The organism is Paenibacillus lautus NBRC 15380 (assembly GCF_004000945.1).
Taxonomy (GTDB): domain Bacteria; phylum Bacillota; class Bacilli; order Paenibacillales; family Paenibacillaceae; genus Paenibacillus_AQ; species Paenibacillus_AQ lautus.
Genome location: NZ_BIMF01000003.1, coordinates 75962 through 101858, shown reverse-complemented (window position 1 = coordinate 101858; position 25897 = coordinate 75962). Strand labels below are relative to the sequence as shown.

The 25897-nt window shown below is 45.6% G+C and carries 34 protein-coding genes; 27 read left to right on the top strand and 7 right to left on the bottom strand.

Translation table 11 applies throughout. The features are described from left to right. Positions 1-58: 58 nt before the first annotated feature. The 3 genes from PLA01S_RS07545 (at position 59) to PLA01S_RS07535 (ending at position 2102) form a co-directional block, all read left to right on the top strand. On the top strand, positions 59-598 hold the full coding sequence (locus PLA01S_RS07545) for a hypothetical protein (protein WP_127591294.1): 540 nt from the start codon (positions 59-61) through the stop codon (positions 596-598). A gap of 196 nt (positions 599-794) precedes the next feature. Continuing rightward, positions 795-1217, top strand: coding sequence for a VOC family protein (locus PLA01S_RS07540; RefSeq protein WP_127591292.1), 423 nt, complete (start codon positions 795-797; stop codon positions 1215-1217). Positions 1218-1265: 48 nt separating this feature from the next. Then, on the top strand, positions 1266-2102 hold the full coding sequence (locus tag PLA01S_RS07535) for a PIG-L deacetylase family protein (RefSeq protein WP_127591290.1): 837 nt from the start codon (positions 1266-1268) through the stop codon (positions 2100-2102). Between the two features lie 81 nt (positions 2103-2183). Here PLA01S_RS07535 and PLA01S_RS07530 read toward each other — a convergent pair whose 3' ends face one another. Further along, the gene (locus PLA01S_RS07530) at positions 2184-2978 is read right to left on the bottom strand and encodes a lipase family protein (protein WP_246059384.1); all 795 of its coding nucleotides are present in this window, start codon (positions 2976-2978) and stop codon (positions 2184-2186) included. A 255-nt stretch (positions 2979-3233) separates the two neighbouring features. Here PLA01S_RS07530 and PLA01S_RS07525 point away from each other — a divergent pair, with 255 nt between their 5' ends. From PLA01S_RS07525 to PLA01S_RS07445, 17 genes are all read left to right on the top strand, one after another. Then, positions 3234-4784 (top strand): tetratricopeptide repeat protein, encoded by a 1551-nt coding sequence (locus tag PLA01S_RS07525; protein ID WP_127591286.1) that lies wholly within the window; start codon positions 3234-3236, stop codon positions 4782-4784. 244 nt (positions 4785-5028) lie between these two features. Continuing rightward, positions 5029-5805, top strand: a complete 777-nt coding sequence (gene murI, locus PLA01S_RS07520; protein WP_127591284.1) for a glutamate racemase — start codon at positions 5029-5031, stop codon at positions 5803-5805. Between the two features lie 144 nt (positions 5806-5949). Then, the gene (locus PLA01S_RS07515) at positions 5950-6840 is read left to right on the top strand and encodes a serine hydrolase domain-containing protein (protein ID WP_127591282.1); all 891 of its coding nucleotides are present in this window, start codon (positions 5950-5952) and stop codon (positions 6838-6840) included. 114 nt (positions 6841-6954) lie between these two features. Continuing rightward, positions 6955-8046, top strand: coding sequence for a Gfo/Idh/MocA family protein (locus tag PLA01S_RS07510; RefSeq protein WP_164817356.1), 1092 nt, complete (start codon positions 6955-6957; stop codon positions 8044-8046). A 125-nt stretch (positions 8047-8171) separates the two neighbouring features. Beyond that, on the top strand, positions 8172-8603 hold the full coding sequence (locus tag PLA01S_RS07505) for a DUF4830 domain-containing protein (RefSeq protein ID WP_127591725.1): 432 nt from the start codon (positions 8172-8174) through the stop codon (positions 8601-8603). Positions 8604-8661: 58 nt separating this feature from the next. After that, complete coding sequence (locus PLA01S_RS07500) at positions 8662-8973, top strand: hypothetical protein (RefSeq protein WP_127591278.1); 312 nt, start codon at positions 8662-8664, stop codon at positions 8971-8973. Between the two features lie 32 nt (positions 8974-9005). Then, complete coding sequence (locus tag PLA01S_RS31890; RefSeq protein ID WP_164817354.1) at positions 9006-9158, top strand: hypothetical protein; 153 nt, start codon at positions 9006-9008, stop codon at positions 9156-9158. 93 nt (positions 9159-9251) lie between these two features. After that, positions 9252-9824: a hypothetical protein gene (locus PLA01S_RS07495; RefSeq protein WP_127591276.1), complete on the top strand. Its 573-nt coding sequence runs from the start codon at positions 9252-9254 to the stop codon at positions 9822-9824. A gap of 71 nt (positions 9825-9895) precedes the next feature. Then, positions 9896-10378: an 8-oxo-dGTP diphosphatase gene (locus PLA01S_RS07490; RefSeq protein WP_127591274.1), complete on the top strand. Its 483-nt coding sequence runs from the start codon at positions 9896-9898 to the stop codon at positions 10376-10378. Positions 10379-10411: 33 nt separating this feature from the next. Next, on the top strand, positions 10412-10957 hold the full coding sequence (locus PLA01S_RS07485) for an NUDIX hydrolase (protein ID WP_127591272.1): 546 nt from the start codon (positions 10412-10414) through the stop codon (positions 10955-10957). Between the two features lie 160 nt (positions 10958-11117). Further along, entirely contained in the window at positions 11118-12011 is an 894-nt protein-coding gene (locus PLA01S_RS07480) for an aminoglycoside phosphotransferase family protein (protein WP_127591724.1), read from the top strand. A gap of 237 nt (positions 12012-12248) precedes the next feature. Further along, complete coding sequence (locus PLA01S_RS07475; protein ID WP_164817352.1) at positions 12249-13049, top strand: transglutaminase domain-containing protein; 801 nt, start codon at positions 12249-12251, stop codon at positions 13047-13049. 91 nt (positions 13050-13140) lie between these two features. Beyond that, positions 13141-13914: a class I SAM-dependent methyltransferase gene (locus PLA01S_RS07470; protein ID WP_127591268.1), complete on the top strand. Its 774-nt coding sequence runs from the start codon at positions 13141-13143 to the stop codon at positions 13912-13914. Between the two features lie 52 nt (positions 13915-13966). Beyond that, entirely contained in the window at positions 13967-14362 is a 396-nt protein-coding gene (locus PLA01S_RS07465) for a DUF1801 domain-containing protein (protein ID WP_127591266.1), read from the top strand. A gap of 64 nt (positions 14363-14426) precedes the next feature. Next, positions 14427-15239, top strand: a complete 813-nt coding sequence (locus PLA01S_RS07460; protein ID WP_127591264.1) for a class I SAM-dependent methyltransferase — start codon at positions 14427-14429, stop codon at positions 15237-15239. 222 nt (positions 15240-15461) lie between these two features. After that, positions 15462-15764, top strand: a complete 303-nt coding sequence (locus PLA01S_RS07450; RefSeq protein WP_127591262.1) for a hypothetical protein — start codon at positions 15462-15464, stop codon at positions 15762-15764. 65 nt (positions 15765-15829) lie between these two features. Beyond that, positions 15830-16273 (top strand): GNAT family N-acetyltransferase, encoded by a 444-nt coding sequence (locus PLA01S_RS07445; RefSeq protein ID WP_246059383.1) that lies wholly within the window; start codon positions 15830-15832, stop codon positions 16271-16273. A gap of 77 nt (positions 16274-16350) precedes the next feature. Here PLA01S_RS07445 and PLA01S_RS07440 read toward each other — a convergent pair whose 3' ends face one another. Then, the gene (locus tag PLA01S_RS07440) at positions 16351-16854 is read right to left on the bottom strand and encodes a VOC family protein (protein ID WP_127591260.1); all 504 of its coding nucleotides are present in this window, start codon (positions 16852-16854) and stop codon (positions 16351-16353) included. 224 nt (positions 16855-17078) lie between these two features. On the opposite strand from PLA01S_RS07440, the gene PLA01S_RS07435 reads away from it, so the two are divergent. The 7 genes from PLA01S_RS07435 (at position 17079) to PLA01S_RS07405 (ending at position 21588) form a co-directional block, all read left to right on the top strand. After that, on the top strand, positions 17079-17558 hold the full coding sequence (locus tag PLA01S_RS07435) for a GNAT family N-acetyltransferase (RefSeq protein ID WP_127591258.1): 480 nt from the start codon (positions 17079-17081) through the stop codon (positions 17556-17558). Between the two features lie 232 nt (positions 17559-17790). Then, positions 17791-18054, top strand: coding sequence for a Rossmann-fold NAD(P)-binding domain-containing protein (locus PLA01S_RS32465; RefSeq protein ID WP_246059382.1), 264 nt, complete (start codon positions 17791-17793; stop codon positions 18052-18054). A 49-nt stretch (positions 18055-18103) separates the two neighbouring features. After that, a complete protein-coding gene (locus PLA01S_RS07425; protein ID WP_127591256.1) occupies positions 18104-18583 on the top strand; it encodes an NUDIX hydrolase in 480 nt (159 codons plus the stop codon). A gap of 42 nt (positions 18584-18625) precedes the next feature. Continuing rightward, positions 18626-19150, top strand: coding sequence for a GrpB family protein (locus PLA01S_RS07420; protein ID WP_127591254.1), 525 nt, complete (start codon positions 18626-18628; stop codon positions 19148-19150). Between the two features lie 21 nt (positions 19151-19171). Beyond that, positions 19172-20059, top strand: coding sequence for a class I SAM-dependent methyltransferase (locus PLA01S_RS07415; RefSeq protein ID WP_127591722.1), 888 nt, complete (start codon positions 19172-19174; stop codon positions 20057-20059). Positions 20060-20113: 54 nt separating this feature from the next. Beyond that, complete coding sequence (locus PLA01S_RS07410; protein WP_127591252.1) at positions 20114-21037, top strand: alpha/beta fold hydrolase; 924 nt, start codon at positions 20114-20116, stop codon at positions 21035-21037. Between the two features lie 8 nt (positions 21038-21045). After that, positions 21046-21588, top strand: a complete 543-nt coding sequence (locus tag PLA01S_RS07405; protein WP_127591250.1) for a histidine phosphatase family protein — start codon at positions 21046-21048, stop codon at positions 21586-21588. 60 nt (positions 21589-21648) lie between these two features. On the opposite strand, the gene PLA01S_RS07400 is transcribed toward PLA01S_RS07405, so the two are convergent. From PLA01S_RS07400 to PLA01S_RS07380, 5 genes are read right to left on the bottom strand one after another with little or no spacing between them, the layout of a single operon-like run. Next, positions 21649-22257, bottom strand: coding sequence for a response regulator transcription factor (locus PLA01S_RS07400; protein WP_127591248.1), 609 nt, complete (start codon positions 22255-22257; stop codon positions 21649-21651). Further along, complete coding sequence (locus PLA01S_RS07395; protein ID WP_127591246.1) at positions 22254-23360, bottom strand: sensor histidine kinase; 1107 nt, start codon at positions 23358-23360, stop codon at positions 22254-22256. The genes PLA01S_RS07400 and PLA01S_RS07395 overlap by 4 nt, the downstream gene beginning before the upstream one ends. Positions 23361-23411: 51 nt before the next feature. Then, complete coding sequence (locus PLA01S_RS07390) at positions 23412-24098, bottom strand: ABC transporter permease (RefSeq protein WP_127591244.1); 687 nt, start codon at positions 24096-24098, stop codon at positions 23412-23414. Beyond that, positions 24095-24829: an ABC transporter permease gene (locus PLA01S_RS07385; protein ID WP_127591242.1), complete on the bottom strand. Its 735-nt coding sequence runs from the start codon at positions 24827-24829 to the stop codon at positions 24095-24097. The genes PLA01S_RS07390 and PLA01S_RS07385 overlap by 4 nt, the downstream gene beginning before the upstream one ends. Before the next feature lies 1 nt (position 24830). After that, positions 24831-25775, bottom strand: a complete 945-nt coding sequence (locus tag PLA01S_RS07380) for an ABC transporter ATP-binding protein (RefSeq protein WP_127591240.1) — start codon at positions 25773-25775, stop codon at positions 24831-24833. Between the last annotated feature and the right edge of the window lie 122 nt (positions 25776-25897).

The following is a 25897-nucleotide window of genomic DNA, read 5'->3' as shown; positions in this document are numbered from 1 at the left end:
AAAACTCTTGGCGCCGGTTTAATGACTCGTTAATGCCAATTTCGATCTGGAGGGCTTCATGAAAGTAGCAAAACGCGTTCTGATCTTTTTTATGTTGATTGTCATTACATCATGTAATACCAACTCTGAAGGTTCAACTACAAATTATGTGCATGTAACGGAGCAGCCGGTTGAGCTTATTGAATCCAAACTGGAATTCATTCCGGAGATTCCAATATACATTCCGATTGATGTGACAGAAGAAACCGCTTCTTTGGAATCGTATGAAACCAAGCAAGGGAAATTTCAGGAAGTGGTATACCATCATAGGAATAATGATAAACAGCAGCTTTATAATTTAATCATTACTTATGATGAGACTGACCAGATATACAGTGAACAATCCATTGCGAGAGGGAAGACAAGCCACGCTCTGGAACATGGCATTCAAGGATATTATGAAGAAGATGATGATGGTCAATCATTATGGTGGAGAAATAACGGCTTAACGTATAGATTTGTATATTTTCTTAATGAAGGTCAGCCTAAGTTAGATAAGCAAGAATTCATTCAGTCCGCTAACTCGGTTGAGCGGCTGGAACCTAATGGAACCCGTTAATTCAGAAAAAGATAGCTTCATTTTTTATTGATGTAACCATATGGGAAAATCGGTAGAATGGTATTCAAGGCTTCCGGACCTTTTGGATCCGGTCCTTATGGGAAGATGTACAGCTCCGGACGGGAACATCATGATGATCGTACTAGAAGATAAATAAGAAACGGAATTGAAAAATCATATCAGAGGGGGAGAGAACATGATACAATCCATTGTCCATATCGCGTTAGTTGTGAAGGACTATGATGAGGCCATCGCATTTTATACCGAGAAGCTGAATTTCACCTTGATTGAAGATACATACCAGCCTGAACAAGATAAACGTTGGGTGGTCGTAGCACCTCCGGGATCGGTCGGCACAACGATATTGCTTGCCAGGGCGTCCAAACCAGAGCAAGAGCCATTTATAGGCAACCAGTCGGGCGGCAGGGTGTTCCTATTCTTGAATACTGATGATTTCTGGAGAGATTATCGTGAAATGGTATCGCGGGGGATTGAGTTTGTAAGAGAGCCCAAAGAACAGGATTACGGCATGGTGGCGGTATTTAAGGATTTATACGGCAATCTGTGGGATTTGCTGGAATTGAAAGAAGATCACCCATTGATGAAACGAACGAAGTAATCGATATATAGAACGTATACTCAAGAAACTACAAGGAGGAAGCAGCAGATGTCTAATATGCTCAATATCATTGTCATTGCTGCACATCCGGATGAACCTGAAATCTATGCAGGCGCGATCTCGGCAGCTTACGCAGAGACGGGGCATCGAGTCAAGTTCGTAACGCTAACCGATGGCTGCTGTGGTCATCATGAATTGAGCGGGCAGCAGCTGGTCGAACGTCGGATTCAAGAAGCTCATGAGGCAGCAAAGCGGCTTGGGGTGCTGGAATACGTCGTCCTGCCCATTCCCGATGGCGAATTGATGCCAACGCTCGAAGTACGCAAGGAAGTGATCCGTCAAGTCCGTGGCTGGGAGGCGGATATCGTCATTACGTTCCATCCGGACGGAGCCGGTCATGTGGATAACCGCAATGTCGGGAAGGTCGTGCGGGATGCGGCAGATTTTGTTGCGAACGTACCTAATGCCGTCCCTGAAGTGCCGTCATTGAAGAAATCCCCGATATTCTTGCTGATGCCGGATTATGCGGCACGGGCGACGTATCAACCGGATATTGTGTTCGATGCAGGAGCCGTCATCGAGAAGAAATTGCTGGCCTGCGATGCCCATGCTTCCCAGTTCTACGAGTTTGCACCTTGGCAGGGCGGTTTCTTGGATGCGGTACCGAATACATGGGAAGAGAAGCGGGATTTTATTCTGAAGTATTGGGATCGGTTCCTGAGCGTCTCGGACGAAATGCTCCCTTCGCTTGCGAAGCAATATGGCCAAGATTATGCAGCCAGCGTACAATATGCAGAGCCTTTCGAAATTGCGGATTATGGCAGAAGACCGAATGAGGCTGAAATGAAGATTTTGTTCCCGATGTTAATGGGTGCTCATGAGTAATCTATTCTTGGTTAAATAAGAAAAAGAGCGGATTTCCTTATCAGGGAAGTCCGCTTTCTTTATATGATCTGAATAATAAGCTTACACCTTCTCTAATGGTGATTCTGTAACTGGACAGAATTCGGGATTTGTCGAACTTAAGCGTTCGGCAAATTGCGGCTGGAGCTTGGCAAGCTCCGTATAATAACTTCCGATCACGTGGTTTCCGCTCACCGACCCATTCTGGAAGGTCAAAGGCCATTGGGCATGCACGTGGCTGTAATAGTACTTCTTCTCCCGTTTCGGCATCTTGTAGATATGAGGCGGAGCATGCGTTACAACGTCGAACAGGTTGGCAATACGGGAGCTGCTTCGAACATATTTGGCAAAGGCCTTGGCAAAATCGGGATCTCCCACACGAGGGGACCCATAGGTAAACACATAGGGGGATTGATGGTCCGTGTTGGCGGCAACATCGACTGCGCATAAGGTTGCGAGTGCTCCTCCAAGGCTGTGGCCTGTAATGAACAGTGTCTTGTGTGTAGGAAGTCGGTTAAGCGCCGACATCACCTGGCCGCGAGCAGAGGCGTAGATGTTAGTGAAACCGCGGTGTGTGAGAGAAGAGTCCTTAATATATTTGAAGTTTTTTTGGGAGGCGATGGCATCTGAGATCCAGTTTGTCGTTGAACTGGTGCCCCGAAAGGCAATAATAATTTCGTCCGGTGATTCTAGAATAAACCCAAAGCGCTCGGACACGCTGATTAAGGAGTTCGCCTCAATGGTGTCATAAAGCGAATAATTTAGCGGAAGGACAAATGAGCCGTCCGTATTGGTGAATTGTGTATAGGTCTGTCCGCAGATCGCTGCCAGAAAAATGGCCCATTGTTCTCGTTCCATGCTCGTACCCATGCACATCCCGCCCTTCTGTTCTCCTACACTATATTAGGGTGTGGAAGGAAAGGTGCCTATACGCCTGAGAATAGCGAATCCACCATCAAGTCCAAGCTTATACACGGATTTTATTATCAGAAGGGTTTGGGTAGAACCGAGTTATATGGTACGATTCAATAGACGTTTTTGGTTGACAAGTGCATCAGCATGCACGTCATCAGATTGTACTTTAAAGATACATAGAGAGCAGGGTTATAAAGAATGACGGACAATATTCAACAACGCTTCCGTTTCAGTGAAGCACCCATCTGGGAACTACAACGGACTTATTACGAAGAACTGGGGATGAAGGCTTGGAATAATGACCAGGTTCCGCAGTATATTACGAGCAACCCTATGATTGCAACGGCTTACGCCGAAATTATATTCGGATTCCTTCGGGACCGTGCGGATCAAGGCAATCTAACCGAAACGGTAACGATTCTGGAATTGGGTGCCGGAGCCGGGCGCCTTGGTTATCATGTGCTGCACAAGCTGTGCGAGCTGAGAGATTTTGCGGGTATAGCGCTGCCCCCTTTCCGCTATGTCATGACCGATCTGCCGATTAAAAATGTTACGGCATGGAATCAACATCCTGCCATGCAATCCTATATTGAACAGGGACTGCTGGACTTCGCGAGATTTGATGCCGTGCATGATACAGAATTGAACCTGGTGGTATCGAAGACAACGATACGTCCTGGAGATCTGAAGCAGCCGCTGCTGGTTGTCGCTAACTATTTTTTTGACGGCATTCCGCAAGAATTGATCTACGTGGGAGAAGGCAAGATTTATGAGAGCGATGTTGTCATCGAATTTCCGGATCAGCACGACAAGCTCAAGCCGGCTGAAGCACTGGAACGTATGAAACTGGCATACGAGCACAGCCGCGCACCCAGATACGAGGAGGATACCTACCCGTACCGCGATGTGATTGCCTATTACCAGCAAGAGCTGGAGGATTCACATATCCTGTTTCCAGAGGTTGGTTTGACCTGCCTGGAGCGACTGAATCAGTTATCAACATCGGGTTTCATGCTTCTCACTGCGGATAAAGGAGATCATCGTATCGATAATTGGAAGTTCGCCGAACCACCGCAATTAATTTACCATGGCAGCTTCTCTTTAACGGCTAATTATCATGCGCTGCAGCATGTGTTTGAGCAAAGGGGCGCGCAGGCGATTTTCCCCACGCAGCATTATAAAAATATTAACATCGGCTGTATCCTCATGCTGGAAGGACCGATGAGTTATACGAATACTCGGATCGCTTACCGCCAATTTATCGAACGCTTCGGACCTGATGAATTCTTCTGCATGAAGGAATGGATCGACCGGAATATTGAGAGCATGGGCATGCAGCAAATATTGTCGTTTTGGCGATTGGGCGGGTATGACGCCGAGTTCTTCATTCAGAGCGCGAAGCGTATTTCGAATTTGCTGCCGGATGCTAATGACGAAGAAATGCTGGATATTCGAACAGGCATCTACAAGATGTGGTCATCGTACTATGTAATGGAGCAGCGTTATGATCTGGCATTGGACGCGGGGCTGGTGCTGTTCGAGATGGATATGTACGAGGATGCGAGGTTCTTCCTGAAGGAATCCGTGGAAACGGATGAAGACGAGCCGGTGCCAACGGTTTTATATTGCTTGGCGATCTGCTGCTATGAGCTTGGTCTCGACGAGGAGGCTCTGGAATACACGCGTGAGGCGCTTGTTCTGGAACCTGATCATGAAGAGGCCTTGGCACTGTTGAAATGTTTTGAGTAAAACACGTATTTCTTCACGTCCGCGAAGGAATTTACGTATTCTTCTCAGAATCGCATAGGAACGACGCACACGACCCGGCCTCTGAGATTACAATAAGGCTGGGTCGTTCTATATTTTGAACCTGATCTAATTACGATTCACTTCCTACAGATGGCCCTGCGAGGATTCGGGTAGTGGAGTATAATGTATAAGGACATGAATGTAATGATGCTGACAGAAAAACATACAACGATAGGTGAAAAACATGAGAATAGCTTTTTTTGATTCAGGTTTAGGCGGTTTAACCGTGTTGTCGGAGGCTATGAAGGAGCTGCCCAATGAAGACTTTTTGTTTTATGCGGACACCCTCCATGTGCCATATGGTACCAAAGCCAAGGAAGACGTGAAATCTTACATCCATCATGCGATGGAAACGATCATGAAGGAAGAAGTCAAAGCCATCGTCGTTGCATGCAACACGGCTACAAGCATGGCGATTTCCGATCTGAGGAAGGCTTATCCGATCCCGGTGATCGGGATGGAGCCGGCCGTAAAGCCGGCCGTCGAAATCAGCCGTTCCAGCGGGAAGCGAATCCTGGTGCTTGCCACGCCGCTGACCTTAAAGGAATCGAAGTACAGGGATTTGGTTCGACGAGTCGATAGCATGCATATCGTGGACTCCCTGCCTCTGCCGGAGCTGGTAGAGCACTGTGAGGCATTAAATTTCGATCAAAAGGTCATGAATGCTTACTTTACCAAGCAATTCGAATCCTTCGATATGAATGAATACGGAACCATCGTCTTGGGCTGCACCCACTATCCTTTTTACAAAAGAATCTTATCGGATCTGCTGCCGGATCACATTCGCATTATAGATGGCAGTAAAGGAACCGTGAACAGACTCATTCAGGTATTAAGTGACCATGATCTGCTCAGCTCCAGCGGGAGTCAGGATGTTAAGCTATTAAATTCTAGCCAATCCACGGAATACACAGACAAGATGGAGAAAGCGCTGAGCATTTATAGAGAAATAGAGGGGTAGAGAACTGGCGATTGAACCAGCTTGTAGCGCTTCCTCAGTGGTTATCGATTTATGCAACGAAATAAAATAATAAGACACTCTTGACCCGACCTAAACAGAGCAAGATCTACAGGGCGGGTTTTGTCGTTAGAAAGGGGGCTTTTTATGAGCAATCCGTTCCAGAAACTAGTTTCATATACACAAGCCTCTCAGGAGAAGTATGGTGCTTCTGCTTCCGCTTTGTTCATCATCCAAGATGGTCATGCCGTAACGGAATGGTATTCTGGACAGCATCATTTTAAGAGTGGTGCATTGCCGGTAACCGGGAATTCGATGTTTAATCTATATTCAATCAGAAAGTCATACGTTGGCATGGCAACTGCCATTGCGGTTACAGAAGGGAACATCTCCATCGATACGGTTGTCTCTGATATTATTAAGGATATGCCAACAAGCGATTTAAAGGGAGTAACCATCCGAGACTTAGCAACAAAAGCTAATGCAAAATACTTTGGGCCCCAGCCAATCGAACGCGAGGAAGTCGCAGGAAAACTAATAAAGGTTATAACAGGCAAGACGATCTCGCAACTAATAACAGAACGGGTATTTAAACCACTGGAGCTGAACCATTCGGAGTGGGTGTCTGTGCCCCAAACTCGTTTGGTATGTGATTTTCAAGCTGCGGATGGGTATGCTTCCATTCGAATAGAATCCGATGAAGGTTACGACCGGAATTTGTATGCCAGCGCTAAGGATTTGGCGATGTGGGGATATCTGCATCTACAGCAAGGAGCTGTTCGTAACCAACAACTCCTATCTACTGAAGTATTTCGTTTGATTAACCAATTAAGAGCTGAAACTCAAGATCAACACCGGATTTTTGGATGGTATTTTCAAGAAAAATGGTTTTATGCTTCCGGAGCCGCCGGCTGTCATTGCGTAGTTATTCCTGAATTCAATGCGGTAGGGGTTCGAATGCTGAACAAATATACGGAGAATTATAGTGAAGATCAGACCAAGTTTAATGAAACATTTTACGAGTGTTTGCGGTTATAAAAGGTATACCTGTTAATGAATCCAACTACAACTCGGTCATACAGGAGGTGCCATCTACGGGATTACCCAAAAATTAGAGATACAGGTGATTTCCATGAAAAGATTAAGCTTGGCATGATCGGCAGCGGTCATGTCAGTAATCGTTATTTTGAACAGGCGGCAATGCTTGAAGGTGTGCAGATTGTAGCAACATACTCCAGACATTTGGAGAATGCGGAGAAGAAGGCAGCGGCATATGGAATACCCGGAAGGTATGACGATTATCGACTCATGATGGAGCAAGAAGATCTGGATGGCGTAGTGGTTACGACCCCTCATTCCATGCATGCTGAGCCCGTGTTGGCTGCGTTGGAACGGGGATTGCATGTTCTGAACGAGAAACCGATGGCGACCACATTTGAAGACTGTAAACGTATGGTTACGCTGGCAGAGGAGAATGAACTGATTTTTATGAGCCTGCCTTTTGACTTGAATCCCGTCTTTCTAGCTGCTGTTGATTACATTGATGAGCGGTACATTGGAAAAATCACAGGCGCGGAAGCACAACTCTCCCTTCCAGGCCCATGGCGCGATAACTGGTATTATGATAAATCTGTAGCGCATGGGGGTGCGGTATTGGATTGCCTGGCTTATCCAGTTAGCCGTCTGATCGGTTTGTTGGGCCCCGCTACAAGTGTGATGGCTGAAGTCAACACGCTGATTCCCAATCGTTTCGTTGGCGATGGTAAGAAAGTGAACAGCGATGTGGATGATAATGCGAGCCTCATCCTTCAATTCACAGGCGGGCAACATGCCGTTGTTCGCTCGTTATGGGGAATGTCCTTCAAGCAGAATAATACACTGATCTACGGTCGAAAAGGCACTATAGCTCTGAATGATGGAGGATATCCTTTGGTTGTTCACACATTAGGAGATTCCATTCCAGATGCGGAGCCAGTCCATTGGCGGGGGAATGATAACTGTTATGTGCCATATCGTCGAATTACGGAACAACGTGATGAGGGTGTTATTGCCCATTTTGTTCGCTGCCTTCGTACAGGTGAACAGCCCGTCCAGTCTGCGAAACAGCAGCTGCACGTGCACGAGATTCTGTTTGGTGCCTATCAATCAGCGGAATCCGGCGGGCGGTACTCATTGACAACAACTTTCACGCCAGCGGTAAAATTGGACCCACACCTATGGGATACTCGTAGTCGTTTTATATAGGAGGAATTAAGAGGATGACAAATGGGTAAAGCCGTCCCAACCATGGTAAAGACTTCTCATTCGGATACATAATCCTGTTGCAGGAAAGGACCGGAGAATTGAAATTAAAGTTATTCTTCATTCTAATGCTAGTAATCCTTGTTGGTTGTAATAAAGAGGATGATGAGGTCGCCGTAGAAATTCATAAAGAACAGCATATTAATTACTTGGATAATTACGGATGGAGCATTGATAGATTTGCGTCCGAAACAAAATACGCTGCTCATACATTACAATCATTTAACTCGCATGTGAAAGATATTAAAGAAGTGGGTCATTTGGAAATGACCCCATTTTTGGATAAAGAGGTCATCGAAACAGGGTATATTCTGCAAGAAAAAACAACGAAGCACAATCAGATTGTGGGATATATACTGGAGTCAGGTGATGCAATCATTGGAGGGTATTTGGTATTTAATCATGAGGCAGAACAAGCTGATGGAACATTGCACATCGATCACAGTGATATGAGTCCTATTCTTCATCGCAAGGAGTTAGGTAGTAATCCGTCTTCGTAAACGTCGAGTTGAGATTAGGATGCATTGCATTGAAGGATATACAAAGGGAGGTGCTGCTATGACAACAATACCTGAAGACCTCATCTACTTGGAGCCATGGGAAGCCGAGACCTCGGAAAGATTCGCGGAAGAATTATATAAGGAAATCTCGAAGGAGCATATTCTGTTCGGAGTTCAAGTGAAGACTGTCGCAAGACGATGCGATCGGGATGATTTTTTGTTTTCTTTATTAGATGAACCGAGAACGTATGCGAAGGTGCATTTAACCTGGAAACATGAAGAGTCGGCGGAATGGCCGAAGACCTTGATGTTTAGTAGTTTTGAAGAATGGGTTCACGCTTCGATGATACCTGATAACAAGTATTTTTAGATTACTTAGAGGATGGAAGGATGTAACTATACATGATCATTTTCATCGTTTTCATTTTGATAGTCGGCTTGGCCGGGATTATCAGCAATCAGTATTCCGCTCTGAGAAGGATGGAGCGTATGCAGCGTTCATTGGATGAGCTTAACACAAGAATACAAGAGATGAACCATCATCCTAAACAGTGATATTGTTTTTTATTGAGCGAGGTTTGTCTTGCTAACCAGCAGAGAAGGAATGGGCGTATTCGTTCTTAATTCAGATCCATGTGGGAGTATGATATGAACCCTTTTAAACATTCAAAAAAAGAAATCAGAACGAAGTTTGAGATCGATTTGCTGCACCAGGCACAAGCCAAAGAACCTACGAAACCACCACATCCTTGGAGTCATGAGGTTATCATTCCAGCTGCGGGGTGTATTGCGTGCGGATGGGATGCCGATGAGAACCTTGTTCTGATCAGCAGCTCTGGTTACAGCATTACACAGGCCAGATCCGGGAATCGACTGCACAGAGACCAGGATCCTAATGTAACGGATGATCATATTTGCGATAACTACTTGAGTTTTCGTATTCCGCAGAGCGGACAGGACATTTCTATTTTTGGATTTGAGTCTGGGGACGGGATTCACATCACGAACGATGGCTGGAAGCTGGAAGTCATTTACCCCTGGTGGCCAAGGGCTTCCGTAGTTTTGGATCAGGTGTTTGTCCCTAACTATGAATATCTCAAACACGCCGTGATGATCGATTTGAATCGGCTGGATGGGGAAATAAAAAGTGGTTTTTCGCCGTCTGGTCAACATTTCGTTATTCTGGGGTCTGGCGGAGCACTCTTGTATTCGAGGGGGTAGCAGCTATACACCTATAAGAGAGGTCGTTATGTCTAACGCAAGCTTACAGCTGCAGGACGGAGGAAAAATGAATGTCTAGACCCCCTATAACTTATTGTATGTACACAATGTGCCTGATCCGGAAAGATGATAAAGTGTTATTAATGAATCGCCCGGACAAGCTGGGTTTTCCCGGTTATCTTGGTCCAGGGGGAAAAGTGGATTTCCCTGAGAGTATATCAGAAGGTGCTGTTCGTGAGGTTTTTGAGGAAACCGGATTGATTGTAACCAACTTGAAATATAAGGGACTGGATGAATATGTCGTACCCAAGACGAACTATCGTTATATGGTGTTTAATTATATAGCTGACTCTTTTGAAGGGGAACTGTTAGCGGATCCTCCGGAAGGGGAGCTCGTATGGGTACCGATACGTGAAGTGATGGACCTGCCCATGCAGCCTTGGTTCAAGCGAAGATTTCCATTGTTTTTTGAAGAAGGAACCTTTGAAATATCCATTGTGTGGGATGAAGATGGGCAGAAGCCAATCGAAGAGAAGATCCGAAACTTAACATAAGAGCAACCGATGCGGAAGGGGGATTCATTTCGGATGATCAAATACAATATTTGTTTTGTTCGGCGCGGTGATGAGGTTTTATTGTTGAATCGTAAATCCCCGCCCTGGATGGGATGCTGGAATGGCGTGGGAGGCAAGCTGGAGGCGAACGAAACCCCGCGAGACTCAATGTTACGCGAACTGGAGGAAGAGACACATATACAAGACTACAGTCTAACCTTTAAAGGCGTAGTGACTTGGTCCGTCAACGGTTCTATTACGGGTGGTATGTATTTATATCTAGCAGAGGTGCCTGAGAATTACATCCACCATACTCCAATCACGACAGCTGAAGGCATATTGGATTGGAAACCCGTTACATGGATAACGGACGATGCGAATGTTGGAATTGCAGCTAATATACCGGGTTCGCTCGAACTCATCCTATATGATCCGAATTGCTACGATCATCGCTGTAAATATAAGGACGGTAAGCTCGTCGAACAAACCCCGATTCAGATCAGTGCCTCGATTGAAACGGATGAAGCGATGAGAGAGGCGTTGTTGGATCCGTATCGGGAAGAGGGAGTTACGATTTAATCTCATTAGAATAGCGAAATAGAAATCCTAAAGGTGTTTAACGGATTGAAGAAGGTTGTTACCCCAGTAATCATTGTCGTAGCGGTATTAGAATGAAGTAGACGATGAGAACTTTAAGATGATGCTAATACCGTTCAAAGGAGATGCTGCCTTGACAGCCATGGATAGGCTTTGTTCGCACTTGCAATCTGCAACAGCGAATTTCGGCCTCACTGAAGTTATGCCAAAGATCTTAAGCCGTGGTGGAAATATCATCATTCACTTGGCCCCTCATCCGATCGTTGCCCGGGTTGCTGCGTTTACCCCCGACCCAGATCCCCATATAGGCAAGAAACTTGAACAAGAGCTGCGCGTAGCTTCTCATCTTCACAAGGAGGGAGTTCCAGTGCTGCTGCCTGTGTATCTCTCGCATGAAGGTCCATTTGAGCTGGATGGGCACTGGATGACGTTCTGGGAGTACGTTCCTCATACAGCACTTCCATTCCCTTCACCGAGCGAAGCGGTCAATATGGTAAATACAATGACCCTTGCCATGGGGCAATATACCGGAGAACTCCCTATTCTGGGTGCATGGGACAGGACTCAACAATCGGTTATGCGATTAAGCGATCATCCAGATGATCGGATACAACGATTAATCCACAAATTTTATGAAATAGATCAAGTGATGCGTTCAGAATCCCAGCAGTTATTTCCCAGCCACGGGGATGCGCATGCCCACAATTTAATACCGAGCCCAAGGGGCTGGCTCTGGACGGATTTTGAAGACGTATCCTTAATGCCTCGTTATTGGGATCTGGCTTCATTTGTGGCAAACCTGGCTTTATTCAAAGGGGAGCAGGAGCCAACGCTCCAGTTTATGATCAACCGTTCTGACGTTGTGTCGGACCGGAAAGCTTTTGGATTAGCGTTGACCGCACGCATATTGATGTCTACATTAGGTAACTTCGATTACGCCGTTTTAGGTCATGGTGATATAGATTTCGCTTGTTCACAATTGGAACTTGCATGTGAGTTCATCCATCGTGTGGAACATATTTGTAAGGGGCCTTAAGTCAGACGAAGCTTGGTTAAGGATTCTGAAATCCAAGGAGATTATCAGCATAATGGGCAAATTTATTGTAAGGGTATTAGTCCCCATATCCTATGGACTCTAAATCCAATTGTATACACCTAAAAGAACCTCCTAATTCGGAGGTTTTTTTGATTCCTTCTTTGGTGCGAATCATCTATGATATGGTAAAGGGAATTTTTTCTATTTAGAGATGAGGCGATGTTCTTGTTTGGTTATATGAAGGAATTTAATGAATATTATCTGAAGCTCTTACAATTGACAGAATACGAAGTTGAAGTTAACGAGAAGCGTATAGAGTTTGGCTATCAATCTAGCTCACACGAGAATTTGATTCATTTGAGAGAAAAATATCATTTGGAAAAGGTAGCAGGGACGGGAGATGAGCTATCTCAAATTAAAAATCTAACGCAATGGGTGAATGAACGCCTTCCGCATGGGAATGTAAGGCCGCCAGAACACGTTGATGCGCTATATGTTTTAGCGCTTTCAGATTCAGAGCCCATCCAGATGAATTGCTATGTTATTGCTACTGTATTGAATGAAGTATTCTTGAGTTTAGGTTTCCATTCGCGCAGAGTTCACTGCAGAGCATATGATGCATATGATTTGGATAGCCATGTGGTAACACTTGTTTTTTCAAATACGCTTAACAAATGGGTCTGCATGGATGGTTCGTGGAATTGTTATCTTACCGATGAAAGAGGTATTCTTCTTAGTTTAGAGGAGTTTCGGGAACGCCTTTCTTCCAATCTACCCGTTTGGGTTAATGGGGAATCGATTGAAACGGACTGGAGTATTTTTTACAAAGGTTATATGGCCAAAAATATGTTTTGGTTTTATAGCCCTGTGGATAGTGAATATAATTATGAAGCTCGGTTGGAGAAAAAATATGGTGCCTTATTACCGGAGCACTTTCTTCCTATTGAACTGACGAGGGAAATACCCGATAAGCAAAGCGTACAAATTAGTAGAAACCCGGAAAATTTTTGGAGTATTCCTAACCAACATAATGGATGATATATGAGGTAAGGTACGGCTTGGTTCATTAGATACATGAACGTAACAATTACCGTATACTAACATGCTGCGTAAATCGGAGGGGATAAGGTTGAAAGATACCAGCTTGGAATTTTACGATGGGCTAGCGGATACATATCATTTGATATTTAAGAATTGGCATGAGACGGTTCAATGGCAGGGTGCTTTCTTCGATAAGTTTATTCGTTCGTTATACGCAGAGGAACAGGAAGGTCCGATTCATATCCTGGATGCATCATGTGGGATAGGAACACAGGCTTTGGGATTAGCGCAGCACGATTTTACCGTAACGGCTACGGATATTAGTCCCAAATCCATTGAACGAGCCAAAAAGGAAGCAGACAAGTTGGGGGTTCATGTTCATTTTGGCGTCGCGGATTTCCGCTCGCTGGAGCAAGATATCTCTGGGCAATTTGATGTTGTTCTGTCTGCTGACAATGCGATTCCCCATCTATTGACTGATGAGGATTTAAGAGAAGCATGCCGCAATCTGTATGCCAAACTTGGAAACAAGGGCTTGCTTGTATTGTCCATTAGGGACTATGACGACATCATTCAAAACAAACAGCGTGCAACCGTCCCTAGAGTCATGGACAAAGGAAAACGTATCGTTTTTCAAGTGTGGGATTGGGCTGAAGGTGGGAATCACTATATAACCAACCAATTTATTATGCAAGAGATTGACGGTTCATGGAGGACTGAAGTTAGCAGCACATCCTATAGAGCTTTATTGAGAACGGAATTAAGTGCAATATTGGAGGAAGCGGGATTTGCCGATATCAGGTGGCATATGCCTTCGGAATCAGGTTTCTATCAACCGATTGTGACGGCTAGGAAATCATGAACGAAGCCCACCTGGGTAAAATGAGTTTCCAATATATGAGGAGGAGTTATGGATGGCTAAATTATCAGGTCCCGAACAAGTCGTGGAGTATCTTCACGATCTTGAGCATCCACTCAAGGCTGAAATTGAGGAAGTAAGAAGCTTCATATTAAGCGTCGATGATCACATATCCGAGCAGATCAAATGGAATGCACCCAGCTTCTGCGTTCAGGGAGAAGACAGGATCACTTTGAATTTGCAGGGGAAAGGCTTCTTTCGCATCATTTTTCATTGTGGGCCAAAAGTTCAAAATCATGACATCAAGGGATCCATGCCTGAGGATACTCTATTGGAATGGGCCTCTAATGATCGGGCAATCGTGAAAATATTCAATTTAGACGATCTGGAGGAGAAGAAAGAGCAATTAAGAAAAGTCATCGTTAGATGGATTGAAGCGACGAGTAATTAAGCAGGGATTTATGGGGTTGTCGTTTTAACGCTATAAGATGCTTTTAAGTGAAGGGGTGATTCCGTTGAATAAAGTGATAGATTATTATAATGCCTTTGATGAATGGGGGCGCTTGGATAGGGAGCCCATTGAGTTTGTTGTCAATTTGCATCATATCCTCAGTATGTTGCCTGAGAAAGGGCATGTGCTGGATAACGGTGCGGGACCAGGGAAGTATTCCATGGAATTAGCGAAGAACGGTTACGATGTGACCTTAACAGACCTTACACCAAGATTAGTCGAGATTGCGGCTGCAAAAGCCGAGGAACTTAGGTTAACCGACAAGTTCAAAGGGTTTCACCGTGCCAATGCCAACGATCTTAGCCTATTTCAAGATGGGTTGTTTGACGCCGCACTCATGATGGGACCTTTATATCATTTGCAGACAGAACAGGATCGGTCTACGGCTGTCCGGGAATTGTATCGCGTTACACAAGCGGGAGGCTACGTCTTTGTGGCATTCATGACTCGAATTCGGCATCTGATGACCTCATTATCATTTCCGGAACATTGGAAACCGAATGATAATATCAGCAGCATTAAAGAATTTGTTAGGACCGGGATATTCAATCATAGGGATGAAGGAAGATTTACCGGTGCGTATTATTACAACTTGGAGGACATTAAGCCGTTCATGGAATCGCATGGCTTCGAGACGATTAAATTGATAGGTTCGTCAAGTATAGCAGGTTCCTTCAAAGTAGAGCAGTTCGATTATTGGCGGTCTCGTGGGGAAGAGGAATTCCAAGAAGTAATGAACCTGATCTACCAGGAAGCGGAGAATCCAAGCATTTTGGGAGTCTCGTCACATTTATTGTATATTGGGAAGAAACGATAAGACTGATTTAATATTTGTAATGGAAAAGAAGCATGAGCGAAGACTTCGAGAAAAATATAGCAGCGAGCTTAACAGTAAGAGAATTATTCGACTTGATATTCCTGATGAGTACACGTTTATGGATGAAGAAGTCATTGAAGTTTTAAAGAATAGAGTGTCAGAGTACTCGAAGTCCCTGATACTTTTTTTGAATATTAGTTGAATGACTCAGGAGGATAGTTGATGAAAAAGGTAGTTGCAGGTGGGTTTTTATTAATAAGTGGAATTATACTTTACTTAAGTGTGCATATACCGGCAGCATTATTCGCTTCTAAATTAGGCAGCTGGACAACTCCTCCTGGTAGGCTAGGTACAGCCTTAGCAGAAATGGGAGCAGTAGCAACAATCAATGGATCTATTATTCTAATAATTAGTGGTGTAGTCGTGATTTTATGGGGAGCTTTTGAGGAAGAACTGATAAGACTTTACAAGTACAGCAAACGACGAAGCGACATAGAGAAAAGTGCAAATGAGCACACCCATTAATTCAATGCGATTTTTACAAGTCCAGATTTTGAGGTGTGATCTTGCACAAGGAAGGGACGTACACCATGAACAACATGATCGTTCACGAAGTTGCCGACCTGGGTGCAGTAGACATTACCGAGCTCTTGACTGAAAGTAAGGAAGAAGGATTCAGGAATATCCATAGGCTAGTGAATGAATATAATGAGGGTATGAATACGTTTCAGCATGAAGATGAAGCCTTGTTTGAATGTCGGGTTGGTCATAGAGTCATCGGCATTTGCGGGTTAAATCGTGATCCGTATTCTGGCGGAAGCATAGGCAGGATTCGCAGACTGTATGTGTTAAAGGAATTTCGGCGTCTTGGAGCCGGGAGAAGGTTGGTGGAAGCGGTAATTCATAAGGCCAGCAGCCATTACACTAAACTCGTGTTGAAAACGGACAATCCCAAGGCGGCTGAATTTTATAAGAATCTAGGTTTTAAGGGAATTGCGGATGATGAACTAGTCACGCATGAACTTGATTTATGATGGTATCACTGATGTCCCGCCGCGATCTGATAGAGAGCTTTCAACGGTAAGAAAGACTGCCATGAAGGCAGCCTTCCTTACCCCTCATATGCTTGCTGTAACGTCTGCATGTCGATTTTTGATCTCGTCTGGAGTAAAGCTTTCATAACTCGTTCCGATTTTGCCGGATCGGGATCGGTTATCATTTCACTTAAGTTAGCCGGGACAATCTGCCACGATACACCGAACTTGTCCTTCAACCAGCCGCATACTTGTGCTTTTTCGTCCCCGCCCTCAGACAGCTTCTCCCAATAATAATCCAGTTCTTCTTGTGTCTCGCAATGCACAATAAACGATATGGCTTCGTTGAATTTGAAATGTGGACCGCCGTTGAGTGCAACGAAGTGTTGTCCCTCCAACAGGAATTCCACAGTCATTATTGCACCTTCGGCAAATTCATGATTGTCATTCTTCGCTGCACCATAGCGCGTGATACGTTCGATCTGCGAATCTTTAAAAATAGAGACGTAATGCTGGGCTGCTTCCTCGGCGTGGTGATCAAACCACAAGTTTGGCGAAATCTTTTGGACTCTATTCTTCATAATTCCAACTCCTTCATCACAGATAATAGAATGTAATGCAATCGTATCATACCCTTCTTATCATGATTTCTTGCCGATTGCGATTTATTCCTGCTGCTTATGAATTTCACTTAACAATTCATTTAGGAAATTGTGTGAATGTTGCAGGATAACGGAAGTCTCATGTGAAATCCATTAGGTATAGACGATATATGAATACCAATAGGCGACTGGGGTGACTAGTGATGATTGAGGTGCTATTGCGAGATGTATTCGAAGATGATGATCTTGCTATATTTTTCGAGCAACAACGGGACCCGGAGGCGAACTACATGGCGGCTTTTACAGCAAAAGATCCTTCGGATAAGGCAGCCTTTGATGCGCATTGGGCCAAAATCTTAGGGGATGAGAGCATCATCAAGAAGACGGTTCAATATGAGGGACAAGTAGCCGGGCAGATTGTATTCTTCGAACATATGGGTCAGCCCGAGGTCAGCTACTGGATAGGGCGCGAATACTGGGGAAGAGGCATAGCGACTAGAGCCCTTTCGTTATTTCTCAAAGATATCAAAACACGTCCATTATACGCACGTGCAGTAAAAGATCATACCGCCTCTATTCGGATTTTGGGAAAAAACGGCTTCATCATCTGGGGGGAAGATAAGGGTTATGCCCATGCTCGTGGTAAAGAAGTGGAAGAATATATTCTCAAGCTTTCTTTTTAAGAATAACGGAGGTTAAAACAATGAGTGGAAGTCATTTCATAATCACGGGAACTTCAAAAGGAATCGGCGAGCAGCTGGCCCACATGCTTCTAGAGAAGGGCCATGTCGTGCACGGGATAGCGAGAGGAACGACCGGGAGATTGAGCAGCTACCCTAATTACCGACACCATGTGTATAATCTGAGCGAGACATCAGGGCTTGTGTCTACTGCACGGCGAAGGCCGGAATCAACATGTTTACGCAGAGTGTTGGAGCCGAGCAAAAGAACCGGCAGAACCCGGTGGAGATCATTGCGGTCAACCCTGGAATGGTGGATACGGAAATGCAAAGACTGGCCAGAGGAAAAAATGAACAGGAGTTTGAAATGGCCAAGGCTTTCGCTCATGCGTTTGAGTCAGGACAGCTCCTATCTACAGAGGAAGTCGGGATGCATCTGTTACATATCATCGACAAGGATTTTGAACCCGGAAGCATTGTGAATTATGACGAAATCTAAGGGACCTTGTGAAAGTTGAGGTATATCTTATCTATTGGAGGCTGTTGTCATGATGATGCCAACCCATATCGTCGCTGTAGGCGGCGTGGTTGAGAATGAATGCGGTGAAATTTTGTTGGTGAAGGACCGTAGCGGCTGGGTTTTTCCAGGTGGACAGGTGGAAGCCGGAGAAAATCTAGTGGATGCATTGATAAGAGAAATCAAAGAGGAGAGCGGCATGGATACCATCGTTTCTCATCTGATCGGCGTCTATTCCAATACATCAACCTATCCGGGACATAGCGGCGTCGCTGTGGTTCCAACGAAAGTGATGATGGATTTTGTGTGTAAGCCTACAGGGGGAGAACTGAGCATTTCGGATGAAACGACGGACAGTCGTTGGATCGCTAAGGATGAAGTACTCCAATACATTACGGCCCCGGCCATTCGAACGCGATTTCAGGCTTACTTGGATTTTAATCGAGAGGTCGTCTATATGGAATATATTACGAAACCGGAGTTTGAAATTAAGCTGAGACGGAATATATAAGGGCTTTGTAATGGTCAATCATGTATCGAAAGGAAAACTTGCATGGAAGAAGTCATTGTAACACCATACAATCCGGACTGGAAGAATGAGTTTGAACGGGAACAAGATAAAATTAGGTTGGCTTTGAAGGGGCTTGACGTACACATCGAACATATCGGGAGTACGTCAGTGATGGGCTTAGGATCGAAACCGACCATTGACATCATGGCTGGTGTTTTGAGTTTAACATCAGTAAATGAACATTATATAGAGAATCTGGCCAGACTCGGGTATGAATACGTGTTTAAACCGGAGTTTCCGGAGCGACTCTTCTTTCGAAGAGGGCCATGGCGGGCGGGGACGCATCATCTACATATTTACAAATACAAGGGTCCGCAGTGGAATGACCAAATTTTATTCAGAGAATATTTAAAGAACCATCCGGACACCAGGGATCAGTACTATGCCTTAAAAAAAGTTCTGGAAAGCCAATATAAACATGACCGCGTGGCCTATACCAACGGCAAGGCTGATTTCATTCGTGAAGTGATCCAAAAGGCAAGGTTGGATAGACAGTTAGAATCTTGATGCTGAAAGGGAGTAAAGATGATGTCCGAATATTACTGGGATTCCAAAATCGATTACCTGAGGAATACCAGATGGTTATATTACAATGACGACTACCTGGAGTTTTTGATTAAGAAGGTCTGGAAAATGCATGCTCCCGTTAACATTGTGGATTACGGTTGTGGTTACGGGTATCTTGGACTGAAGCTGCTCCCGCTTTTACCCGATGGGTCAACCTACACAGGTATAGACAAAGGTGAAGATTTGATCAAGGAAGCAAGGGAGGTTTTTGACAAGCTGCCATATTCCGTTGAGTTTATTCAAGGAGATATAGAGGAAATCAAGGTGCACCGTCAGTATGACATTGCGTTCTGTCACGCGTTTTTATTACATATGAAGAGTCCCCGGGATATCCTTCAGAAAATGATCGACAGTGTACTGGACGGCGGCAGAATCATTTGTTTTGAGCCCCATTGGATCGCCAATGCGGCGAATTACGGCTTCGATGAGGTCCAGCATTCTGAAGTTGTCCGTCTCGGCATATTACAGAAGCTGTATGAAGTGGACGCCAGCCGCAGCGGCAAAAACGGGAACATCGGCATGAGGCTCCCTATTCTTCTAAGTCAGCTGGGATTACGGAATGTGGAATGCCGAGTAAGTGACAAGGTGAACTTTTTGGATCAGAATATGGATGCAGCCAGCAAAGAACGGCTGTATCAATCCCTAAGAGAAGAGGGGATCGGCCAAGAGCCCGATGAACCTTCAATGATAATGGAGCAGCTGGTACAGAGAGGTTTAACAGCGGAGGAAGCGCAGGAGCAATACGCAGCTGAACAGAGGTTGTTTCAGGAGTTTGTTAGCGACTCGTGGTTAACTTACGCGCCGAATATGAAGATTTCTTTTGGCACGGTTAGTCGAGAAATGAATTGATTTCGTATAAGGAGAGAGTTGCGTGAACACTGATATGATCATGGGGGTCAACGAATGAATAGGAGATTACAGGTGCGTGGGACTCAACTTTACGTTGAGGATTACAATGATTCCAATGAAAAAGTATTGCTGTATTTACATGGAGGACCGGGTGCAAGCTGTGTTGATTTTTGCTATCACCAAGCCGAGGCATTAGCATCTCATGTTCGGGTGGTCGCTTTTGATCAAAGAGGTGTTCTCCGCTCTGATCCGTTAGCAACGGATGAACCCTTTCAACTACAGGATATCATTGAAGATTGCGAAGCCTTGCGAATTCAGCTAGGTATTAAAAAATGGACGGTGTTAGGACATTCTTTTGGAGGGTTAGTTGCATTGAGATACGCACTGCAGTATCCTCACTCCGTTCATAAAGTGATTTTTGAATCACCTTGCTTTGATGCTCAAAGCTCGATGAGAGCCTTAATCTCGGGAGCACTAAAACTCTATCATTCGTTAGAAGATTCGGTAGGGGTGAAGCAATGTAAGCAATATCTTGAAGGCCCATATTCGGCAAGTGAGCTATGGAGCGCATGGAGTAGTATCGGAAAAGGATTAGGGGACAAAAGAGATGAGTTGTATTTCCATGGAATTCGCCCTGATACATATAATGAGATCATTCATAATATGATCTCCGATGAAAGCATGTGGGATAAGAATCATCGGCATGCAGCAAAATTAGAGGAAGAGGGGAGTTTTTTGCAGAGCTTGATTCCTGATCTGTCCAAACTGACTCAGCCTTCTCTTCTGATTACAGGTGTTTTTGATTTTGTTTGTTGTGCTGAACAGCAACAAGCTTATCGTGACAGAGTTAAGAACGGTAAGGTTGCTGTTTTTGAAGGAAGTGGACACTTCCCAAGATTAGAGGAGCCAGATAAATATACATATGAGGTTTTGAAATTTATTACAGATAAAGATGACGTGAACAATGATCGAATTTAAGGAGCCCTATGAAAATTGGATTGGTAAGACATTTTAAAGTTATACATCAACTCGATAGGAATTGGGTGTCGTCGGACCAGTTCAATTCTTGGGTGGAGGCTTATAACAACGCTGAAATAGAACAAGCAGACCTTAACGATAGCTTCTCGGAATGGAATGTCTGCATATCCAGTGATTTATCCCGAGCCATTCAGACAGCGGAAACGATATATCCAGGCCCTATCATCGCAACGAATCGATTAAGAGAGATTGAGGTTCAATCGATTCATCCTTTGGGAAATCTAAAGCTGCATTACTACATGTGGTTGCTGATGGGGCGTTTGGCTTGGTATTTTTCTCATAGCTCACAAGTGGAGAGGAGATCCGAGACCTTGGATCGAGCTAAGGAGATTTTAGATTGGATTGAAGAACGTTACCGCAATCGCAACGTATTAGTGGTTAGCCATGGCGCATTCATGAAAGTGCTGACTCAGGAATTGTCCAGAAGAGGTTATCGAGGCAAGGGATTTGTAAAACCTAGGAATGGTGCCATGTATATTTTTGAAAAATAAGCGGGTAGAACGTTGATGAGACCCAGAATGAATGATCAATCTTTACGAAAAAGAACAGGCCTACAACGATTGCCTCCAATAATAGATCGCCAATTGGGTCCTGTCCCGGAGCTCCAGCTTATCCAGTATAATCGAGAGCGTATTGCGAACGGTTCCCTCACTGATAAATAATTGCTCGGCAATCTCTCGATTCGAGCAGCCTAAGGCAACCAACCCCAGAATATCGTTTTCCCGTGGGGTAAGGTCGGCACGATTCTCTTTTTCGGGCAGCATCAAGGTTTTCAGCACATTGGCGTCCACAACGGAAGTGCCGGAAGCCAATGCACGCAGCTGTTGTGCCATACTGGTGACCTGCGTCGATTTCAGCATGTACCCTTCGGCTCCGGCCAGCAGCGCCAAACGGATACTATGCTCATCTTGAAACGTGGTCAGCATCATAATCCGCACTTGGGGCCATTTCTGCTTAATTTGCCGCACCGCTTGGATTCCGTCCATACCAGGCATCCGAATATCCATTAGGATAATATCCGGCAGGACCTCTTCACAGCATTGAATGGCTGCGGCACCGTCATTAGCGGTGGCGGTCACTTCCATATCCGGTTCTCTGGTTAGAAGCAGCCGGAGACTCTGGCATACCAATGGATCATCATCCACAATGAGTATGTTCATCGAATGCCTTCCTTTCCCATAGGTAGTACGCAGACCAATTGAAAGCCGTTGGAAGTATTTGTGGATATATTGCCGCCTGCCGCCTGGGCTCTTTGTCTTAGGTTGCGGAGACCCGTTCCAGGCTGCGAGGATGAATCCAAAGCGCCATCGTTCCGGACGCTTAACCGCACGATATGTTCATTGACGTCCAACGATACTTCAACGTGTTTGGTTTTGGAATGACGAACCGCATTGGTCAAGGCTTCCTTCAGACAAGAATTCAGGATGACCCACAGATGTGCGGCTATACGGGATGTATCTCCATAGATTTGAAGCTGAACGGGCAAAGCTTTGAAATTACGGCAGATCTCCTCCAGACTCCGGATACCGGTCGCTTGGACAGGCTGCATATTGTGGACCGTTTCCCGCAGCTCCAGGGCGCTGCTCGACAATCGCATTTGTGCTTGAGCAAACATGTCTTCCGCTTGCGGGTCATTCTCTCTCCATAATGTTTCGAAAGCTTGAAAGGCCAACATCGCGGCTGTTAATTCATGGCCGACTTCATCATGCAGCTTCTGAGAGATACGATGGCGCTCTCTCAGCTCTGCAAGCTGAGCCGCTTGCACATTGGCCATAAGCAGCTCACCCTTCAATATTTCCAACTCGTAGCGATCGCGACGCTCCTGATCTGCCTTCAACCGATAATGATGGATTTGTTTAGACCAGCATAAAACGATCCATCCCGCAAATGAAGCTTGAACGAGCATGAGAAGAAGCGGAAGGTCAGGATCGACATAGCCGATAACAAGCGCTGCCAGAATAGGCAGGGAAAATAGCGGTTGACCGGCAAGCATGGTCTCAAATAGCGGCAGAGCCAGTCCGAAGCCAGCCTCCGGCCAGAAAGGAATGATGGACATGCATAGAATCTGGTCGACCAGTGTTGTCCATGAAGGAAGGGAAAACCGCCATCGGGCTAACGCCAGGATCACTAAGGCAAAGATCAGGATGAACCCTTCGGTCCCGGCATCTCCCATAAACCAAAGAGCGGCCAGAAGCAGTAGGGCAAATATTCTCCAAATCACTACGGCTATGCTCGGGGACCACGAATCGGTATAGCTTTTCATGAAAACCTCCCATGGCACACGTTCTCTACTCCCCATATCGTAACATATTCTTCAAGCCAGTTTCCTTCTGCTGCCAATCAGCATAAAAGCGATCGCAAACAACAGCAGGATCCCGAGCGGAGTGAGTTGTTCCGCGAACAAGCCCCCGTTCCTAGCCAGCATGATTCCCTCATGGAGCCAATAGGTCGGGGATAACATGGCGATTTTCTGCAATAATGCAGGCATAGCCTGAATGGGAAATAAGGTTCCTCCGAGCAACGCCATGACCATGATGATTCCCAGCATGACGGCCGTAGAGGATTCAGGCTGGCGGAACATGGAGCACCAAGCGAGAGAGAAGCTAATAGCGGTGACCGAGAACACACTGAACATACTGAAGAGTTGAATCAGACTACCAAAAATATCGGCATGCAGCAACCAGGCGCCGATCGTGACCACGGCACTTTGTCCTACGAGCAGCAGAGCGAAAGCAAGCAGATTCAGCGATAAATACTTGAAGTGGGTCACCGGTGCAACGCCGATCCGGGTCAGAATTTTATTCTTCCGATCCTCCATGATCATATGAACTAGTTTGGAGGCAGAGAATAACAGCAGTACTCCATAGAAGTGATACCCTAGCGGTAAGCCATGCCAACCGCCCACCGGGAGGACAACGACGCCTGCGGGAAGGCCTAACAGCAAAATAAGATTGGGCAGGCTGCGAACGCTCCGAATGAGCGCAAAGTTAAATATCGTCAAGCGAGCTTCCTCCTCCCAAGCCATGCGCTGATCATCATGCATATCACGGTTAAGGCTAACAGCAATAGGATGCTAAGATACGCTTTCCCTTGCCCGCCATCGGCAAGCATCTCCAGGATGGCCATCTTTCCGAGGGTTACCGGATTTCCATAGGACGACATGAACTCAAAGAGACGATGATCCGGAAGAGGGAACATGAATCCGGTCAAGAGGATGAAGCCGATTCCGAGGATTTCAGATACCCTTTCAGCCAATTTTACGTTATGGATGGATAATGTCAGCAGCAGATGTACGGACTGTGCAAACAAGGAAAAAATAATAAAAACCAGCAAGACCCAGCCGAGCGATCCCCACGCGACGCCGAACACCCAGGTTGTGAATAACACCAAGACCAATCCTTGCAAGGTACTGAAGAGCGTGCAGGCAAGAATAAGAGAGCTTGAATAGACCGTTACGTTAATAGGGAGCGAATACATTCTCCATTTCCGGGTTTTAAGTAAATCCATATCCAAATAGCTCATCAAATACGTGCCGCCAAAAAACTGAACGCCCATAATGGTCGTAACGACTGTCAAGTCCAGCGGAGGAACACCCTTCATGCCTTCATAGGGTCCAATGACGACACCCAGCACGGTAATGACGACCAGTGGAAGGACCACCAGAAGCAGCTGCCCGATGGGTTCGCGAATCAGGCGAAGCAAGGAGAAGTACGTCATCCTGAATAGAAGCATGTTAAGTCCCCTCCGTGTCACGTAATTGCTTACCGGTAAGCGTAAGGAATACGTCTTCAAGCGTGGGTTTCTCTGCATGGATGGATATGACGCCACCCGCGCTTTTGGCCAACGACAGGATACGATCCAGATTCCCGGCGCCTGCTCGAGATAAGATCTGAATTTGCGTCCCTGTCAAAATCACTTGCTTGACTCCGTCTAGCTGTTTAATGCTGTTTATGAGATCCTCTGTCAGCTCCACGACTTCCAGCTTGATCTTCTCTTCATGGTGGATGTTCTTTACCAACTCATCGATCGTCCCCTGTGCGATGACGTGGCCTTGGTCCAAAATCACGACGCGGGACGCGAGGGACTGTACCTCTTCCATGTAATGGGTTGTATAGAGAATGGTCGTCCCCCTTTTTTTCAGTTCGCGTACCGATTCCAGGATGTGATTTCTGGATTGGGGGTCGATTCCAACCGTGGGTTCGTCCATGATCAGGAGCCTGGGCCTGTGAATGATAGAGCAGGCGATATTCAGCCTCCGCTTCATTCCCCCGGAAAATTTGGAAGGGCGTTTATGGGCTTGATCCGTTAATCCAACGAACTGGAGCGTTTCGGTGATTTGTCTTTTCAGTTCAGTGCCTCTTAACCCATATATTCCACCGAAAAAGGCGAGATTCTCTTGCGCGGTAAGATCCTCAAAAACGGTGACATCCTGCGTGACCAGTCCAATTTTTCGTTTGACCTCCAGCATAGGGCCGCTTAGCCGTTTACCAAACAGCTCGATGCTTCCGGAATCGATGCCAATTAAACCGGATAACGCATGGATTAATGTGGTTTTACCTGCACCATTCGGTCCAAGAAGGCCGAGTATTTCGCCTTGCCTGATTTCTAGATTGACATGGTCCAAGACAAGCTGATGCCCATAGCGCTTAATGATATGGTTCATGGTAGCGATTGTCATCCGAATCCTCCTTTGCTTGAGTGCTTAGTTTTATTATCGCAACCGGGGGAAAGCGTTCATAGTTACAATTGTAATGAAATCGGCAGGGGACCGCGTGTTGAAATATGATGCCGGATACGTTA